The organism is Marinomonas epiphytica (assembly GCF_054780655.1).
The window spans coordinates 65257-84372 of sequence record NZ_BAAGVX010000010.1; the positions used below are offsets into that span (position 1 = coordinate 65257).

Sequence of the window (19116 nt, forward strand, 5' to 3'; positions counted from 1 at the left end):
CTATGTTCATACGGTACTTAAAGCTTTTTACATTTTTAACTTAAGCCTCATAGTTACCCAAGATACAGTTGAGCCATTGCTACAGTCATTTTCAGCACAAATAAGGAAAATTTATGCGAAATAACCAGCCGATTACGAATACAGAAAAAACATTCGATGAAGCAACTAAGTTAATCTCGGTTACGGATAATCAAGGCAACATCATTGAATGTAACGATGCTTTTGTTGAAGTAAGTGGCTTTGAAAAACATGAGCTCATTGGTCAGCCTCACAATATTGTTAGGCACCCAGATATGCCACCAGAAGCTTTTAAAAAAATGTGGCATTACTTAAAAGCGGGTAAACCTTGGATGGGGTTGGTAAAAAACCGTTGCAAGAATGGTGACTTCTACTGGGTAAACGCTTATGTAACCCCCATTAAAGATAACGAAAAAATTATCGGCTATGAATCCGTAAGATCTTGCCCTTCTAGGGAAGATGTAAAACGCGCATCAGCACTCTACCAAGACATACGCTCAGGGAAAACCCAAAAAATAACCTGGCCATTGTCTCTTGAAAATACCTTTATAGGGCTATCAATCGTTTTATGTGCTGTTTTATTCAGCATTGATTATAAAGAGCTATCAGAAGGCATTTTGTTAGCTTCCGTCATTATTTACGCCATTTGGGTTTCTTCACTAAAAAAGAAAGCATTATCGTCCTTAAATGTGATGCTGGAGCATGCGTTTTCCGACGAACTGGCTGTACAAAGTTTCAGTGATGAAAGCGGTGAAGTGGGCAAATTGAAAGTGGCTATATTGAGCCAAATATCTCATTTAGGCGCTGTTATCACGCGAATTGAAAGTGCCGCGCTAGCGGTTTCGAAAGAGTCGGAAAAAGGCGAGCAGTTAACATTAAAAACACGCAAAGATATTGACAGTCAGCAAGCTGAAACCATGCAAGTTGCCACCGCAATGAATCAAATGTCAATGACGGTTAACGATGTTTCTAAGCATGTTAGTGATACAGCGACTCAGGCAGAGAAAGCCAATAACCTTACCTTTAAAGGTAATGATATGGCTAAAGTGACTCATCAATCTATTCAAAAATTACAGAATACCGTCGAACAAATCGGTATTTCTGTTCGTAGCGTTTCAGACCAGACAGCACTCATTGCAAATGCCGCAGAAATGATCGAGCAAATTGCCGAACAAACCAACTTGCTGGCTCTTAATGCAGCCATTGAAGCTGCTCGCGCAGGAGAACAAGGCCGAGGATTCGCCGTAGTTGCCGATGAAGTGAGAAGCCTTGCCGGTCGTACCCAAGAATCAACAAAAGAAATATACAGTATTGTTACTGAACTTACCGAGCGAGCAAATGAAGCCGTAAAAACCGCTGATGAAGGCGCCGTTGATGCAGGTGAAGGGCTTTCTTGTGTGACTAAGAGCAGTGAAATGCTCAGTGGTATATCTGAGTCGATCGATCAAATTGCTTCGATGTCGACCCAAATGGCCGCCGCAGTAGAAGAGCAAGCCCACGTAGCAGAAGACATTAACTCGCAAATTGTTAATATCTCCTCACTTGCCAACTCAAGTAATGACAGCGCATCCGAACTTTCTGACACCATCACGTATTTGAACAAAATCGCAGACGACTTACATGAACTGGTTGTTCGGTTTAAATAATCAAGTAAGGGTGTATAGATACAGATGTATAAAGTACTACGTATCGGATAAACACTTTATGCTCAAGGTAAACCCTACTACACTCTGAGAAGTCTTAGTTTTTCAACTATCTCTGAAACTGGAATTGCATCTGTCATATTACCCCAAGACACTCGTATCGCGCCAGAAATGCGCTCTGGCTCCAGGTTCATAGAAGTTAAAACATGGGAAGGCATATAACTTGATGATGTGCAAGCCGAACCGTTAGATACTGCCGCAATCCCTTTTAACATCACCATAGCAGCCTCAGAATTAACACCCGGAACTGAAAAATTAAGTACAAATGGAGATGTATTTTCACCGTTATATTGCGCATCAAGTGTATTTAAGGCTTGAACCAATTCATCTTTCAAGTTTTGTGCGTGCTTTTGCCATAAAGCAGCATTTTTTTGTGCAATTTCACACGCAAGGCCAAAACCTGCAATTAATGGTACCGCTAAGGTGCCTGGTCGTAGCCCTTTCTCTTGCCCGCCACCAAACATAATTGGTTTAAGTGGTGGCTTTAAAAAGCCACGCTTCCTCATTATTAACGCACCTATACCTTTGGGAGCATATATTTTATGCCCACTTGCACTTATCAAGTCGATGCGTTCATTTGTTAATTCGTCGCTTAGCTTACCAAAGCTTTGAGCAGCATCAATATGTAAGTAGGCCTCATGTAGTTCTAGCTCATCACAAACCTCTTTAATAGGCTGAATCGAACCCGTCTCATTATTTACGTGCATTATTGATACAAGCAAGGTGTCTTCTTGAAGCAGCTTCCTTAGCTCTTTAGGGTTTATAATTCCACTTTCGCCGACCTCTAAATAACTTACAGTAAAACCGTTTTGCTCTAAGTGCTCAATCGGTTCTAAAACAGCTTTATGCTCTATTCGAGTTGTAATGATATGCTTTTTATTATTCGCTTCACCAAGCTCTTTTAAGCCTAAAATTGCAATATTATTGCTTTCGGTTGCACCACTGGTAAAAATGACTTCTGATTTATCCGCATCAACTACGTCAGCAATTTGCTTGCGTGCTTTTTCAACAGCCTTTTTTGCGCTTGCCCCAAATTCATGAGTACGGCTGCCAGCATTGCCAAATTCTTCAACCATTAATTTATATACTAAGTCCGCAACCTCCTTTGACACTGGAGATGTTGCGTTCATATCAAGATAAATAGACAAGTTAGCTCCTTTTTAATTTTTAAACGAGACTTTATAAAGAAGATGATTTAGAATGCCCGCCAACCCTTGTACGTACGTACAAGACAAAAAGACGTACGAACTTTATTAAAGACTCTAATATGAACCAAATTATATCTGGAATCTCTTTTCCAGCCATCCGCGGAATACAAGCAGAAAAAGAGTATTATACTGTTATGTGTCCTCTTAAAAGATTGAAACGGATCTTTACGTTTGATGAGACGACTTTACTGCCAGAGGATCGGGCACAGAGAAGCTTAAATCCAAACCGTATCCCTCAGATCAGTAGCTACATTCGTTCAAACCGAGACGGCTATACATTTTCATCGTTAACAGCTTGTATTACTGGTGAGTGCTCTTTCATCCCCACAGAAAAAGACGGTCCAGGTAGAAACATTGGCACATTGTTAGTTGATGAAGACGCTGAATTCTACATCACAGATGGGCAACATAGAACTGCTGCTATCAAAGATGCACTAGAAAAAGATCCTACACTTGAAAGTGAGCATATCTCAGTTGTTTTCTACATCGGTAAAACGTTACAGCAAAGACAAAAGATATTTCGCGATTTGAACTTGTTTCCAGTCAAAACAGGTAAATCTTATGGCGTTTTATTTGGTAACTCTCCACAAGAAAAATTAACCAATGCTGTTGCAAAACAATGTAGTTTCTTCAACGGGGTAATTAGCTTTGAAGACGGCAATTTAGGTCCTCGCTCTTCAAAGCTGTTTAAGCATAGCTCATTGCATGCTGCAAATATGGAACTACTCCCAAATGTAAACGAGGATAATTTACAGATGTGCATTAAAAAAGCAATCGAGTATTGGGACAGTGTTGCTGATAATTTAAACACTTGGAAACTTGCAAAAAACCATGAAATGCCCGCAAATGATCGAAAAGAATATGTAAATTTCTCTGCTATTGTTCTTAAGTGCTTAGGAATGATCGGCTACGAACTATTAGCACAGAAAAGCTATAAACAAACATTAAAAAAGCTAAAAAAAATAGACTGGCGACGGACAAACAAAAGTAATTGGGAAGGGCGCTGTATCAGTCAAGGACGAATGATGCACAATAATAGCGCAGCTTTATTAACTATCGCCACTATCAAAACACAACTAAACATAGAACTTACTTTGAAAGAACAAATAGAAGAAACAAAATTCCACGAGGAACGAAATGGCTACTGATAGCGATGTACAGTTCCATTCGGCCTTTGGCAAAGCTGGCTTAAAAAGCTCTATTCGCCAAAGCATCGATCATATAAAAATGCTTTACCAAAGCGACTCAATTCCGTGGGTAATTGGTTACAGTGGCGGTAAAGATTCAACCGCAATATTGCAACTCACATGGTATGCATTACAAGAGCTAGCCAAAGAAGGTATATGCGAGAAAAAAGTACATGTAATCAGTACAGATACCCTTGTCGAAAACCCAATTGTAGCAATGTGGGTAGGTAAGTCTCTGCAGCGCATGAAAGAACAAGCAGACGAGCAAGGTTTACCTATCGTTCCGCATCGCTTAACTCCAGCAGTTAAAGACCGTTTTTGGGTTAACCTAATAGGTAAAGGTTACCCAGCCCCTCGTTATAAATTCCGCTGGTGTACAGATCGTTTAAAAATATCGCCATCGAATACGTTTATACAAAACATGGCTGATAAAAACGGCGAAGCTATTTTAGTACTTGGTACGCGTAAAGCCGAAAGTACAGTGCGTGCAGCAAGTATGGAACGTTTCGAAAGCTCAACTACCAATACACGTAAGGCGCTTGGTTTAACTGAAAACGGTTCACTTGAGCGAGTATGGGTTTACACCCCTATTGCTAGCTGGAGTAACGACGATGTTTGGGTATACCTAAACAGCGTAGATAACCCATGGCACTTCCCTAATCACGATTTAATGGGGATGTATCAAGGCGCAACAGAAGGAGGCGAATGCCCTCTTGTTGTTGATAAATCAACGCAAAGTTGTGGCGATAGCCGTTTTGGATGTTACGTGTGCACTATGGTATCTGAAGATAAATCAATGAATGCCATGATCTCAAACGATGAAGAAAAAGAGTGGATGTATCCACTTGTAGCACTTCGTAATGAGATTGAAGTAAACGATGCCGACCGCGCTAAAAAAATTGAAAAATTAACTCGTGATAAAGCCAATCGCGACTTTAGACGTATGAACGGCAACCTAACCGTGCATGTTTCCAAACACGGTGCGGATTTAGTTCCAGGCCCTTATATTCAATCTTTTAGAGAGCATTTACTTGGCAAAGTATTAGAAGCACAACAGGCCGTACAACAGCTTGGGCCAGAAGAAGTTAAAGACCTTGAACTACTGCCGCTTGAAGACCTTGAAGAAATTCGTCGAATTTGGCTAGAAGAAAAGCACGAGGCAGAAGACAGCGTGCCAAAAATTTACCAAAAAGTACTAAAAAAAGAATACCCGGGCAAGCAACGCGCACACCACCCTATTCTTAATTTAGATGTACTTAATAAATTAAAAGCGCATTGCCAAGAGCAAGGCGACGAAGACGGTTTGCTATATCAACAAATGCGCTCAGTGATGAGCATTGCTAATAAGCATAAAAACCAATTACGCAGAGCCAAACTCTCTGACGAGCTTGCACAAAGCCTCGATAAAGGAGCGTTTAATAACTTATTTGAAGCAAAGCAGTTTGCATTAGAGCGCGAGCGCCATCGCTTACAAATACAATTGAATAATTCTCCAAATTTAACTGAAGATGATAAAGCTGCAATTCAAGAAAAAATCATCATGGTAACTAAGTCGATAAAAGAACAAGGCTACAGCTCACTGCTTATCGATTTTGAAGAGGTACACGATGATAATTAAGCAACTTACCCTTGAAAACTTTGGTATTTATCAAGGGCGACACGAAGTCGATTTAACCACAGCAAAAGATAAACCTATTATTTTATTTGGTGGTTTAAACGGCGGTGGTAAAACAACCTTTTTAGATGCATTACAACTCGTGCTTTATGGTAAGCATGCAAAATGTTCTAACCGTGGGCACCAGTCTTATAGCAGCTTTTTAAGCAGCACCAAAAACCGTTATGTTGGCGATCACGATACCGTTGAAATTTCACTTACGTTTACACACACAACCGATACCACAACCAAAGAGTTTGTTGTTGTACGTAATTGGAAAACCAACACAAAAGACGTTAAAGACAAAGTAACGGTTTATTGTAATAAAGAAGAAGATAGCCACCTAAGCCAATACTGGGATGAGTTTGTAAATGAGTTTATTCCGCTAAGCCTTTCTGACTTATTCTTTTTTGATGGCGAAAAAATCGAAAACCTAGCACATCCAGATAGAAGCGCCGATTTAATAAAAACAGGTATTGAAAACTTACTTGGGCTAGACCTACTTTCGCAACTACATATCGATTTAAACAACGTTGAACGTAAACGTAAAAGCGATAACTTAGAAAGCAGCGTTATTGCCAAAGTTGAAGCCTTAGAAGCTGAAATTGGCGACCAATCAACACTTGTGTCAAATCTTAAAACAGAAATAGCAGGCATCGAAAAACACGCGAGCGATACTAATTTAAGTATTAACAAGGCACGCCAAAAAGTTCGCTCTGCAGGTGCTCACTTAATTGAAGAGCGCGACTCTATTAAATTTGAACTCGGTGCTATTGAAGAAAAACTCAAAGCCAATTTAGCTGAACGTGTAAAATTGGATGCCGGGTGCGGACCGCTTGGCTTAATACCTAATTTAATAGCAAGTACACAAGCACAAATTAAAAAAGAAGAGCAAGCAGTCCAAGCTAATGTTATTCAAAGTGCTATAACAGAGTACGAAACCACAATTACGCAAACGCTAATTAACGAAAATGTGCCACAAAGCGCGCTTAAAGCCCTCAATAATAAAATGGCTGCTTTAGCTAAAGAACGTGAAGAACTGGCAAATGCAGATTGCTACATTGGCAGTAAAAGTGCCATTTTTAATGGCCTCGATGAAAAACTTTCGCTAGATAAGTTAGAACGAGAAACCTTACTAAAAGCGCGCGAAGAACTTCTAGAGCAACAAGCTCTTTTTGATAAAAAATTAGAGTCAATTCCTGATTACGAAACTGTACAACATTTATTGAGCGAACTTGCAGGGCTTGAAGCCGAGCTTAAAAACGATTTTGTTTTAATAAAGCAAAAACAGCAGTTGTTACAACAAGCGCAAGCGCGCGACGAAGTATTAAACACTCGTTACGCAAACCTGCTAACCCAGCAAAGCAAAGACACCTTTGAGCAAAAGCGCTCAATTCAAGTAGCTGAACATATTGGTAAACTTAAAAATACCATGAAGTCATTTGCCGATGAGTTAATACGTGAAAATGTAACTGGGCTTGAAGAACACATTACTGCTAAGTTTTTTGATCTTTCTCGTAAAAACAACTTAATTACCGGCGTTAAAATTTGCCCAGATTCATTTAAACTGACATTGCTTGATACCAATAAAAACTCAATGTCGCCAAGCCGATTATCAGCTGGTGAAAGGCAGTTACTTGCTATCGCTATTTTATGGGGCTTAGCTGAAGCATCAGGCAAAGAAATCCCAACAGTTATCGATACACCACTTGGGCGATTAGACGGTAAACACCGTACTAAACTAATTAATAACTACTTCCCTAAAGCGTCAAGCCAAGTGATTTTATTATCGACCGACGAAGAAATAACAGGACAATATTACACGCAATTAAAACCTGCTATTTGCCGTGAATATCACATTAATTACAACGAGCAAGAACAAACCTCAACCTTTACTGAGGGCTACTTTTAATGAATACCACACTCTATACAATCGACTCTATTAAGCTCTCTGAAAAGCAAAAACAGCAGCTTGTTCGCCTAAAAAGTAAAACAGGCATTGAGAATTGGAATGTACTTTGCCGCTGGGCGCTGTGCATGTCACTCGCTGAAGATTCAATCCCCCCTGTTGAAGATATCCCCTCAGACAGCAACGTAGAAATGAGCTGGAAGGTGTTTGCCGGTGAATATGCTGATATATATTTAGCCGTGCTACGAGAAGCTTATCATAAACAAAGTGCACACCTAGAAGGTGTGCATTTTAGTGATTTTGTTAAGCTGCACTTGAATCGTGGGATTAGTTACTTAATTTCTAAAAAATAATCATAATTCATAAACAAAGGGGTTATCTTCCTTTCGAAGATATAGCATACGAGTAATACATGACTCAGCTATATCTTCAATTTCATTCCAATGGAAAAAATTCCTCGGTGCAGTCTTTTTAGTCTCGGATATTACTTTTATATTGCTACCAAAAACGCCTTTTGATTGTACAATCTCATGTATCTTATGCTCCAAGGCTTGTGTTGGTATCCTATAACCACAATATTCAGATTGCATATCTCTTAATAATTCAAAACAAGAAATACTAAAAAATGATAGCGTATTCAAATATGGCTGCATACATCCACCATCAAGGTAATTGTTTAACTTTTTGGTAAAGCTGCCTGACTTATCTAAATGACTACTCCAACGCCTAACAGGAATATGCTGAGTCTCTCCAATATAAATTACATCATGGGCAAAAATAAAATATACGTGTGGCGTAAAATAACCACTTTTAACGATCCCTGAGCCGCTCATGATTAATCAAACAAATCTTGATTATGTGCGGTCCAATTTTGTAAATTCCATGACACTATTTGGTTGTATCTATCCATCACCTTTTTTGTATCTTCATATTCTACAGCTTTTAAATTTTGTTTAGTTTTAAGTTCACCCACAGCTAAACAATAGATAAAGCACTCTATAGCTTGTCGCTTAGGATCTATCGCATTTAAGCTTTTAAGGACTAACTGATAAAATGGGTGCGACTTATTTATGTGTACGATAGTACCGTAGTCAGGGTCAAGCCTAAACTCCCATAAATTAGGAACGGATAAATAATCTTTATAAACTATCTTTTTGATTCTAACATCGTTGTTATCATTATTCGGAGTATTACTCTCAACTGATATAGGACCATTTGTCTTTATAATTTCATCCGTTCGCCTTTTCGTTTCCGCTGGGTCGTCTTGTTCAGTGTATGTGTTTGGATCTTCCTCTTCGATATCAATAACGCTATCACTGGCTGAAGCACCTTCATTATTTTCAGCTCCTTCGAACCGAGCAGAACAAAGTTTAAATGCTTTATTTGCATCTTCTTTTGGTATTCGACACTTAAGACTTAAAGCATCTAAAAATTCATCAGGTAACTCTAAATTTTGTTTTGATACATCAACGTTTAGAAGCTCGTCATGCTCTGTGCTGATATCTATCCTTCCACGTAACGTTCTTAGATCCCGATCTACAATACCTAAATTATCTCCCCAACGAATCAAGCGGTTATTCCTATAAATGAAAAAACCTGAATTCGGTAACGAAACATTATATTCTTTAATTAATTCTCTTTCTTCTTTTGTAAAACCTGCATATGTATGCATTTTTTGTTGAGGGAATACAGTTAAATTTAACTTAATTGGGGAAACACCGCTGGGTGCATTCGGCAAAGACAGCGCCTCATCGGTTAATAGTTTACACGGTGTTTTACAGTCATAATCTGACTCTATAAATCTATCTGAACTTAGTTCTTTATACATTATATCTTTAGGGGCAACATTAAACTGTTTGTCTTTAATTTGTAAGGAAATCGATAAGTGATTTTGTGTACTGCCATTTAAGTATTCAAAATAAATTACACCCAAACGATCGAGTAATCTTTTCTTAAGAGTATTAACGGTGTCGTAGTTATTTATCTCTGAAATATCGATAACGGTGCCGCAATCACCATCAATGAACAACTGCTTTTGGCTATCACTCACAGGGGCAACTAGTACACCATATGCCTCATTATCACGAATTGTTTCCATATCCAATGTCAGACAATCAGAAAAAATTCCTTTTTGTACACTAAATACTTGTATCCTATCCCCTAAAGAAAGCCCTGCACTCTTCAAACCCATACCATATTTGGATAAACTATTTGCTTCATAATCGACTTCTGAACCAATATCTAAAGCTTTGCGTATTACCGCATCATCCATGCCTCTTCCATTATCAATAATTCTTACTCTTGATATACTTCCCTTTTCAGTGAGAGTTTTATTTTCATGTACATCAATAATTATTCTTATTTGCCCAGCCCCTGCAGCAACTGAATTATCTATAATATCTTCTATCGCAGCATATGACTTGTAGCCGATATTAGCCAAACCTACACATAATCGCGCAGCATTAATTTCTCTTGGTTCAAAACTCATTATTATTCCTTATTATTTTAATACAACTCTTGCACACTGAATCCTAACCAATTTACCTTCTGATTTAAGGTAAGCATCCCCTTTGCCGTTAAGTACTTCAGCGCCATGTTCATCAAGTATAACACGGCTTTCAGTACCATTTTTAACACGTAGTGCAAGTTGAGCTGGTAGGTTAGAACGTAAGTTTGTGCTGATTACATCGCCACTTGGTTTTTGCGTGGCAATAATTAAGTGGATACCGGCAGCACGGGCTTTTTGCGCTAAGCGCTTAAGTTCGGCTTCAATATCTTTTTTCATGTCTTTGTCTGATGTTAAATCGGCGTATTCATCAAGCACCAATACCCACCAAGGAATACGCTCTTCTGGTGTTACTTTGGCGTTGTAGTCTGGCAGAGAGCGTACACCTTGCGCTTTAAATTGCGCGTAGCGCGATTGCATCTCAGCAACCGCTTGGGTTAACAGCTCTAGAGCGTCTTCGTCATCAAAGCCGATGCGCCCTATTAAGTGCGGATAGCGCTCAAAATCGTTAAGTTCAGTCCCTTTAGGGTCTATTAGCATCAACTTTAATTCACTTGACGTATAATGCTCAACCATGCCATATAAAATGGTGTTGAGTGCTTCTGACTTACCGCTGCCAGTTGTACCACCAATAAGTAAATGCGGGCAGTTTGAAGAAGAAAAATTGAGTTTAATTACTTCGCCAAAACGGTCTTCACCTAGCGGTACTTCTAGTGCATTTTGTGGCCTCTGCCAATTTGGCCAAATGTCATTTTGGTCTACAAAGTAACGTTGCTCTTGGCTTTTTGGTACATCAATCGTAATGCAGCCTTTATCAATACCAAAGCCTACGTCTTGTTCTTGCTCTAGTTTTAACGCGAGCTTAAGTGATTGCGATTTGGCAAATACGCTTTCAGGCTTGTCACCTAAATTTAAACCAACTCGGAATAAAATAGAGGCAGGCCCTTCAATAAAAGGTTCAACATTATCTGGTTTGAGTAATGTAATATTGTGGCTGTAGTAGCAATCAATAATTTGCTGATAGATTGCACTTAAATCACTCTCACTCATTTTTTTGCGAGCCGATGCCGCAGCCATAACTAAGTTATTTGTGTCTGCCTCTTTAACCCCTGTAGGGTTTGTTTGCTCTGCACTTTTACTATTGTTACTAGGTGGTGATATGTCGTCTAATGCAGTAATTTTTGTACCTTGTGTTTTTGTAAGCTCAGCTTCATCATCGGCCTTGGCATTTTGTTCAAGTACTACTTTTTGCGTTGTTGCGCTCTTAGTTAAAATATATTGCGCATCAATATGGTGTAATTTAGCAGGGGTTAAGTCGGCTAATAAATTCTGCATTGGGGTTTTAACCCAGTGAGATAAATTACCTGCTGGTAGCTCTATTTTGAGTATGTTGTGCAATTTTAAGAATGATGCTTTGGTAAAGTTATCATCTTCCACATTTACAAATAAAAAGCCTGCCGGATAATCTAAAAGTTCAGCAAGTTCATAATCGCCTTGTAGCCACTGCGCACTGCGTTGCTCAATGCTATTAAAGTAACCCTCTTTATACACTTTATAAAGTTTGTACTTATCAATTTGCATTAATACTTGGCGCATAAATAAGCCTCGGTATAAATGCCCTGCAAGTGTTTGTTGCCCAAGAAGTGCTTCAAAGTATTGTTTTAGCTCTTTGGCTTGCTCAACACCTTTACTATGGGTTTGGCGCTTACCAGTTTTAACTTCAACTGGCAGTAAAATCATTTGTTGGCCTTTAAAGCCAACAAATAAAATATCGTCTGAGATAACACCTTTTTTAAAGCCTTGTGCATGGCGCGATAAATCGCTATCAGCCATATTTAGGCCTAAGTTACCTGCCACTCGTATCACTTCCGCAATAGAAAGGGGCACCCAGGTAATATCAGAGTCTGCCACTAAGCAGTTAATGTATTTATAAGCGCAGATAATGCCGCGCTTTTCTTTTCGTTCGTTATCATTTGCCGTGACTAGGTTTAGCAACCATTCACCATTAAAGGCATTAAACTCTTCGATGATACCTCCCTCGTCATTTTCGAGTACTTTGTGGTATAGATCGGTTTGTTTAGTGACCGTTATTGCATCGTAATTAACTGAGTTTGTGTAGTTATCAGAATAATGAATAAGCACCATGTTCTTTTGGTTTTCAAAAAACTCTAAGGTTACTTTAGGATCGATTATTGTGGTCCAAATTGAGTTCTCGTAAGAACGCTCTAATAACGTTTTAAAGTTTTCTGTAACTACAAGAGCTTGAGATTTAGACTCGCTGTACTCTTCATGATGGCGCTTTGCTGGCTTTATTAGTCCGCTATATTTAGCAACTAGCTTTAATTGTGGTGCATTGTCAACATCAATGCCTTTTAGGCCAAACGATGTGTAATAGCTGCCATTTTTATTTGATGCAGACTCACCTGGCATTAAGCCATGACAAACAACACCGGTTTCTTGTTTTAATAAATCAACGTCAGTCGCCTGCACACGTTCGTTATTTTTAAAAAACGACATATGTGCATAATGCTGCTCTTTTTGGCCTTTTTCGTGCTCAAATTTACTGTATGTTAAACGCGTTCTTAGCAAATCGATTATGCTATCAGCCTGCTCGCGAGCAGCCCCTTTGTTTAACTCACAAAGCTCTTTTAATTCATCATAGCTTGCCATGTCTGCAAACCTGTCGAACCAGGTATAGCACTGCGCTTCGTCGTATAAATTTACATGAATGTTGGTGACTTTATTTTTTTTGAGCTTAATGTAATCAATTAAGCCTAAAAACAGCTCTTTATTTTGCTGATTATTGACAGAGTTAATAATCAGTTTTGTTTTATTTCCGGCTACAAATAAATGTTTAAAGGCCGTGGTAAATTTGCCTACTTTGTCTTTTACGAGCGTGCGTACAAAGTCATAGCTACTTTCTTGTTGTGGAACAAGTTTGGACCAGAATACATTTTCTTTTTCGGCATGATTATACGAAAAATCATGCAAAGGGTCATATACAAAAGGCAAAAGCCCCTGCGCGGTTAAGCGCTGAATAGTAACAGGAGGTAGTTTTTTAAAGCTCCCTGTTGCCTGTTTATCTTTGCTTAATATGCCTGCCAAGTTGCAATTATATGCAAGTACCAGTGGATGATATGGCGTAATATAAGTTTGCTCATCAATATCTGAAAAGCCAATATTTACCAACAGTTTGTGCTGCTCAAGAAGTGGTGCGTGGTAAGGTATTTCATCAATAGCGGCTTGGTAAGTTTCAATAACTTGTGTAGCAAGCTCTCTAAGTTTTTCGCCCCAGCCCGATAAACTCAACAACGATTTTGTATGTGTTAAACAATCAAATAAATCGCGATAAGCAAAGTACAAGTCAGCATAATGCGCTTCTAAGTTTTGTAGTTTAATATCATCGCCATTAGCAAGCTTAGCTAAGGTTAAGCTATCAAGTAACTCAGCTTCGTTTTGTAATAACGTGAGCCGCTTGGCTTTAGGTGCTACTTCCTTTCCGTCTATAAGTACTTTATTTTTACTACGATTGAATTGCCCATAGTATTCATCGTTAAATAAATGATTAAAACGACCTTGGTCTAGTAATAAAGGTAACGATAAAGTATCGGTTGATACTTCCCCTTCAACATTAAAAGTTAATTGGCTAATCGCACCTTGCACGGTGAAGTTTATTTCATCAGATTCAGTTGCTAGCTTTTTAAAATCAACAATGCCTACTGCATTTGAATCAAATATTTGGTTGTTTTCTGCAAGAGCACTAGTATTTGTTAAATCGCTTATTTGTAATGATTGCTCATCAGTTTGCAGCGTTAACCATTGTTTTTTGGGATCAACTAAGTAAGTGTGCTTAAAACCGTCAATGTAAAAATCATTTTTACTAATTACTAATACTTTAAAATTGTGAGTTTCTTTTGGTTTGTCGGTTTTAACACGAAAGTTAAAGTAACGAGCTTGTCCGTCAAAACTACTCGTAAGCACTGCCCTACTTCTTATTCCGCCCGGGTTTTTAATTGTTATATCAACATTTGGCAGCTCTTTACTTTGATGAATTTTACAAAAGCTATCTTTTAACTTTTGATTGATAAAGCACAGCTCTAATTCGAATGTATGTTGATCTGGCTCTAACATTAATATTAGGTGGCGCTCTCTTAGACCTGCCCCTTTTTCTGACTTTGCTTTTGCAAGTAGCTCAATGTATGGGGCCTTTTCGCTTTCAAGCTCTAACAAATTAGTTCTATTTTTTTGCTGTTCTGTAAAGCATTCACCTATGTCGAGGCTTTCTTTGTACTTTTCTACATTTCCCTCAGGAAAATGCTCTTTAATAAATTTTTCACTGAAATCTAAAGCGGCTAATTTGTCTTGCAGTTCGTTTGGAAAATGATGAGTGATGAAGTCGAGCTTATCGCTTAGCTTTTTATTTTCTTTCAAGCGCAAGCTAATTTGTTCACCTTCCCAGCCTTCCAGCGAAAGTTGCTCATCGTTCAATAAACCAAGTTCATGAAACTGTAAGTCACCATCTGCAATTGCGTAATATAGTTTTTCAAAGCCAAACATAGTGGCTCCATCTTCAACTATTTCATCAAAGTGATAGTCGAGTAAACATTCAGAGACTTTCGCTTTTTCATCAGTTTGGTCTATTTCTTTATGAAGCAATAATTTTATGTTTTGGGGGTCCCAAACAACACCAGGTTGCGCTACATCTTCTGTCGAATTTTTTAGCGTGTCGAGCATCGAGTTATGAATGATTAATAAGGCTGTGCCTTTTGTTTCACCTTCCATAGCTGAAACAACATCACGTAAATGCGCTATGTAGTTTTCTGTAAAGTTTTCACCTTCGTATACAGGAATTAATCCGACATCACCGTACTGCACCGTTTTTAACTTAATGCCTTTTACAGTTACGCTATTGCCTGCAATTTTCATAAAGGCTTGATAAAGTGCAAAACCCTTATCACTATCAGGACTAGTGAACTGATAACGAAAACCAACTTTTAATTCTTCTGAGGCCCAGACGCTAAAGTGACTAACTAGAAAGTCTTCAAACTGTTTTTCTAACATATACTGCATCTCCGCTATCACTCATTCTTTCTACGTTGCCAATTCGCTCATAAAAATCAATTAAAGATTGTTGGCTTTGTTTATCAAAAAACACGCCCCTTGCTTCAAATTCTTTAATAATTTCGTGAAAGCGTAATTTATCTCGCTCGCCAATAGCAAGGTTAGTTAATAGCACTATGTAATCTTGGTTAAACGTAAGGACTTGACCTGCGCGCCCTCGTCGTTGAATAAATGGATCTAAAATATTACCCAACGTACCTTTGACAACGGTGTCGTTATATTCTGTTAAGCGGCCCTTTTTATTATCAAATTGCGCATGGGATAAGTTAAGTAATTGCTGTAATACTTCTTTTTTATCGTTTGAATATAACCAGTTTTGCTCTGTGTTGTACCATTTCCGTTGTGTTCGATCTTCTACAAAATCACAGCCAAATTGGTTTAACTTTTTAATATCGTTCTCAGTGAGGGACTCAAATAGCTGCCAAAGAGGCTTAATCTCACCTTTTGGTTGTATAGTTTCATTCATGAATAAATAAGGGAAAAGGTATTCTAGATATTCGTGAAGTTGGCTATAACCAAAATTTTTAACTTGAGAACGCTCGTCGCTTGCCTTTTCGTTATCAATAATAAAAAAGCAGGGCTTGCTTGATGGAGCACCATTTGCCCAATTTTTTATATTCAGCGCCATTTGCGATACATATAAGAATCCATATAAGCGAATAACCGAGTTAAAGTTATTTAGTAAGTAGTGAGGTCTTTTATTTAAAAACTCTAAATCCTGTTTAAATAGATCGCTCAAAAATGGTAAATAAGCAGGTTCTGTTTTAAGTGTTGCTTTTGATCTACCTGATACATAAAAACTATCAAATTCGGATTTTATTTCTTTTTCTAAAAAGTTTAAATCGTTAACCGAGGAGCTATCGAGTATTAAGCCATTCAATAGGCCAACAAACATGTCTCCCAACTTTTTACTGTTTGTATCTACTTCATCTTTAAGGGCTTTAAAAATAAGAAGTTCTGGTGATATTTTAAAAAGCTGCTCATTTTCAAAATACATTTTCTCCAATACCGACCAAAACTCAGGCTCGTCTAATTTTGTTGAAAAACGCTTTTCACATAAATCTTTGAAATGCGCTATGTCGCCATTTACCAGTGACTTTGCGTATAAAACATGTACGAAATAGCCTAGTACAGTATCCCAACAGAACTTATAGTGCTTGTCTTTTGTTCTCAAGGGTAAAAATGTATTAAATGCGTTATTGTTTGGTGGTGTTAAAGTTTCTTTAATCATTTTATAGCCCACTCACTTCAAACTCTTCGTTATCAATATTTTTGATAGTGAAGTGCTTATTCTCTTTGATTACATGTAATATTGAAACTTGATTTGCAACTTGTGCAATTTCATCTATCAATTCATCTAAGAGTACAACGGTATTTTTATCGTGTTTATTAGGTCGGTACCCATCGGCAATTCTTTTCATCAACCGCAATAAGTTAATGTTTACAGGGATTGCTAGAGAGCGTTCCTGCACTTTAATAAAAGCTGTAAAACTTGCAGATGACTTTGGATAAAAGTTTAAGATATTTTTTAAATCGGCCTTAATATCTAACTCTGAAACTAATTGAAAGCCGTTTAGCTCAGATATTAAATAATGGCTTTTATCTAAATTAGGCGCGTTACGGTTATTGTACTTTCTAATAGCAGTGCGAAGCGTATTATTGTAAAAACCCTTAATCTGTTTTTTATGCTCTGGGCTATTGTCAAAATCTCTGTGTAATTGATACACATTGATGTACTGCTCTATCAGTGATTCATTGAAATCTTGTTCGAATTTTGCGTGATAATCATTAGAGAAATGACCTCCTTTAAGAATATAAAATAAGCGCAAGTAAGATAGGCTATTATCGATCGTATCTATCCCTAAACTTTTTAAAAACTCTTTAAACTCAGTAAACTCTTGATCAGGTAAATTCAGATCATTTGCTAATATAAAACGGTCTATTTTCTTTGTTCTTAAATGCGCAGGGTCAAACTCAATTATTTTATTTGCTAACTCATTATCACCACCGGAAAAAAGGTTATCGAAGAGGTAACCAGGACCTGCCAGTAACATGAAAATAAAATCGAGTAACGCTCGCGCAGTTAAAAATTGGTCTCGCATTAAGCGTGCTTTGAATAATAACTCAATTATAGTTTTTTGTACTTCTGGAATACTTAAAAGCTCGTAATTAGCTTGCAGTCTTTTACTCGCCTGGCTTGTTTGTTCTGATTTTTCTTTATCGAAAACCTGACGGATAATATTGTCATCACTTGCTGTTAGCTTTTGAAGTAATTTTTTCGCAAATTCAGAGGTGTAACCTTCTTTATCAATAAAAAATTTAGGGTAATCCTCAAAATTTATAAAAATTATACCTTCAGTTGAGATATTCTTTGAAAGGTAACCTCTTATTACGCTTTTAAATTTTTCGTTTGAGCCTTCTTCTGCGTAATTACCTAACATACCAGTGTTAATACCAACGATAAGTGGCTGAGTACCTGATTCAAATTCTTCAAACACTTTATCTAAGGTTTGAATTGCATTTTCGCGAGGATCAAAGCTGTGAGTTGCATCTAAGTGGAAGTGCGCTCGATTACTAAATCGTTTTTTACATTCAGTTAGTATTTCAGATTTACCGTCGCCACTACTTCCACATAAAAACAAGACTTCTGGTTTGTTAGATGAAAAGCTTGAGATTTTCTTTTCAACATCAATAGCTATAGGCATTTTGATGTACAAGTACTCTTTTACTGCATCAAGCTGGCTTTTATTTTCGCTGTCTCGCTCTGTAGATACAGCGTAAGGGGAAGACTTTGACAATACACTTAGTACTTCTCTAAAGCGCATACTAAATTCCTTTTTCTAATATTTTAGGTGTTATAACTGATTACTTACCAAAACTTCAAGTTAGCCATTAGAATTAGATGACCCATTCTCCCATGTATTTCAGAATCGAAAAGCTGTTGTGTATTTAAATTCCTAGTTAGGTAAGGTTTTAACTAACACCTCTGTCTGTAGGTATTCCGAGGCCAATTTTGCCAATTCTGGACTGGCATCAAAGGCTAATATTTTATGTCCTAGTGACTGAAAGTGTTTTGCATCACGGCCACTACTGCAACCCGCATCAAGGATATAAGCCTGCTCTGGTAGATAAGGAACAAAGCGCTCATAAACTGCCGACATATCTGCATTAAGCGTACCTTCAGTAAAACTCTTAGCGAAGGTGTCATAATACAAGGCTGTACTATTTTTTAAGTCCATTTAGCCCCATCCATTAAAAATTGTAATGTTGAGTAAATACTATCAGGTACGCTTGTGAAAATCTTCGGTTTCGATCGATATGAAAGATCTGTTATAGAAACAGGCATGTCACAAAGAGTCATATGCTGGGCTTTGGCGCATTTGGTTACTTTATGGGAACTGCGTTCCCAGCGGTGCATTACGGCCTTCAGCCTAACGGCCCCCTACGGTTTGGGTATTTGAAAAATGGCATTCCAGTTTTAACTAGACAGCCATGTTTAAAAAGGTCTATTGGCGGGAGCTGGCGTATTTGGTTACTTTATGGGAACTGCGTTCCCAGCGGTGCATTACGGCCTTCGGCCTAACGGCCCCCTACGGTTTGGGTATTTGAAAGTGGTAGAGTTTTAACAAGACAGCCATGTTTAAGAAGGCTTATTGGCGGGGGCTGGCGCATTTGGTTACTTTATGTAGTGGTCAACTTATTCCGGACACAGTTTTAAGTTTTTCTTCAGCTGCTTGAGGGCTGATTCCCTTATTTTTTTGATGAGGCCGCTTTTGGTTGTAATAACTCATCAAGTAATAACTAATATCC

General features: G+C 38.0%; 12 protein-coding genes. 5 read left to right on the forward strand and 7 right to left on the reverse strand.

Annotated elements, in window-relative coordinates:
• Positions 1-113 precede the first annotated feature (113 nt).
• On the forward strand, positions 114-1664 hold the full coding sequence (locus tag ACYVGZ_RS03925; RefSeq protein WP_460751510.1) for a methyl-accepting chemotaxis protein: 1551 nt from the start codon (positions 114-116) through the stop codon (positions 1662-1664).
• A 77-nt stretch (positions 1665-1741) separates the two neighbouring features.
• Here ACYVGZ_RS03925 and dndA read toward each other — a convergent pair whose 3' ends face one another.
• Positions 1742-2869: a cysteine desulfurase DndA gene (dndA, locus tag ACYVGZ_RS03930; RefSeq protein ID WP_460751512.1), complete on the reverse strand. Its 1128-nt coding sequence runs from the start codon at positions 2867-2869 to the stop codon at positions 1742-1744.
• 119 nt (positions 2870-2988) lie between these two features.
• Between dndA and dndB the strand changes: the two genes are divergently transcribed.
• From dndB to dndE, 4 genes are read left to right on the forward strand one after another with little or no spacing between them, the layout of a single operon-like run.
• Positions 2989-4077, forward strand: a complete 1089-nt coding sequence (gene dndB / locus ACYVGZ_RS03935; RefSeq protein WP_460751515.1) for a DNA sulfur modification protein DndB — start codon at positions 2989-2991, stop codon at positions 4075-4077.
• Positions 4067-5734, forward strand: a complete 1668-nt coding sequence (gene dndC / locus ACYVGZ_RS03940; protein ID WP_460751518.1) for a DNA phosphorothioation system sulfurtransferase DndC — start codon at positions 4067-4069, stop codon at positions 5732-5734. Before dndB ends, dndC begins: the two co-directional genes overlap by 11 nt.
• Positions 5724-7682: a DNA sulfur modification protein DndD gene (gene dndD, locus ACYVGZ_RS03945; protein ID WP_460751521.1), complete on the forward strand. Its 1959-nt coding sequence runs from the start codon at positions 5724-5726 to the stop codon at positions 7680-7682. The genes dndC and dndD overlap by 11 nt, the downstream gene beginning before the upstream one ends.
• On the forward strand, positions 7682-8032 hold the full coding sequence (dndE, locus tag ACYVGZ_RS03950; RefSeq protein ID WP_460751523.1) for a DNA sulfur modification protein DndE: 351 nt from the start codon (positions 7682-7684) through the stop codon (positions 8030-8032). The genes dndD and dndE overlap by 1 nt, the downstream gene beginning before the upstream one ends.
• On the opposite strand, the gene ACYVGZ_RS03955 is transcribed toward dndE, so the two are convergent.
• The 6 genes from ACYVGZ_RS03955 to ACYVGZ_RS03980 all read right to left on the reverse strand — a co-directional run bounded on the left by ACYVGZ_RS03955 (position 8033) and on the right by ACYVGZ_RS03980 (position 18545).
• Positions 8033-8512: a hypothetical protein gene (locus ACYVGZ_RS03955; protein WP_460751525.1), complete on the reverse strand. Its 480-nt coding sequence runs from the start codon at positions 8510-8512 to the stop codon at positions 8033-8035.
• A 2-nt stretch (positions 8513-8514) separates the two neighbouring features.
• Positions 8515-10167, reverse strand: coding sequence for an ATP-binding protein (locus ACYVGZ_RS03960; RefSeq protein ID WP_460751528.1), 1653 nt, complete (start codon positions 10165-10167; stop codon positions 8515-8517).
• Between the two features lie 12 nt (positions 10168-10179).
• A complete protein-coding gene (gene dptH / locus ACYVGZ_RS03965; RefSeq protein WP_460751530.1) occupies positions 10180-15246 on the reverse strand; it encodes a DNA phosphorothioation-dependent restriction protein DptH in 5067 nt (1688 codons plus the stop codon).
• Positions 15227-16537 (reverse strand): DNA phosphorothioation-dependent restriction protein DptG, encoded by a 1311-nt coding sequence (gene dptG, locus ACYVGZ_RS03970; RefSeq protein ID WP_460751533.1) that lies wholly within the window; start codon positions 16535-16537, stop codon positions 15227-15229. The genes dptH and dptG overlap by 20 nt, the downstream gene beginning before the upstream one ends.
• A gap of 1 nt (position 16538) precedes the next feature.
• A complete protein-coding gene (gene dptF, locus ACYVGZ_RS03975; RefSeq protein ID WP_460751536.1) occupies positions 16539-18131 on the reverse strand; it encodes a DNA phosphorothioation-dependent restriction protein DptF in 1593 nt (530 codons plus the stop codon).
• A gap of 132 nt (positions 18132-18263) precedes the next feature.
• Positions 18264-18545 carry a class I SAM-dependent methyltransferase gene (locus ACYVGZ_RS03980; RefSeq protein WP_460751538.1) on the reverse strand — a complete coding sequence of 94 codons (282 nt, stop codon included), beginning with the start codon at positions 18543-18545 and terminating at the stop codon, positions 18264-18266.
• Between the last annotated feature and the right edge of the window lie 571 nt (positions 18546-19116).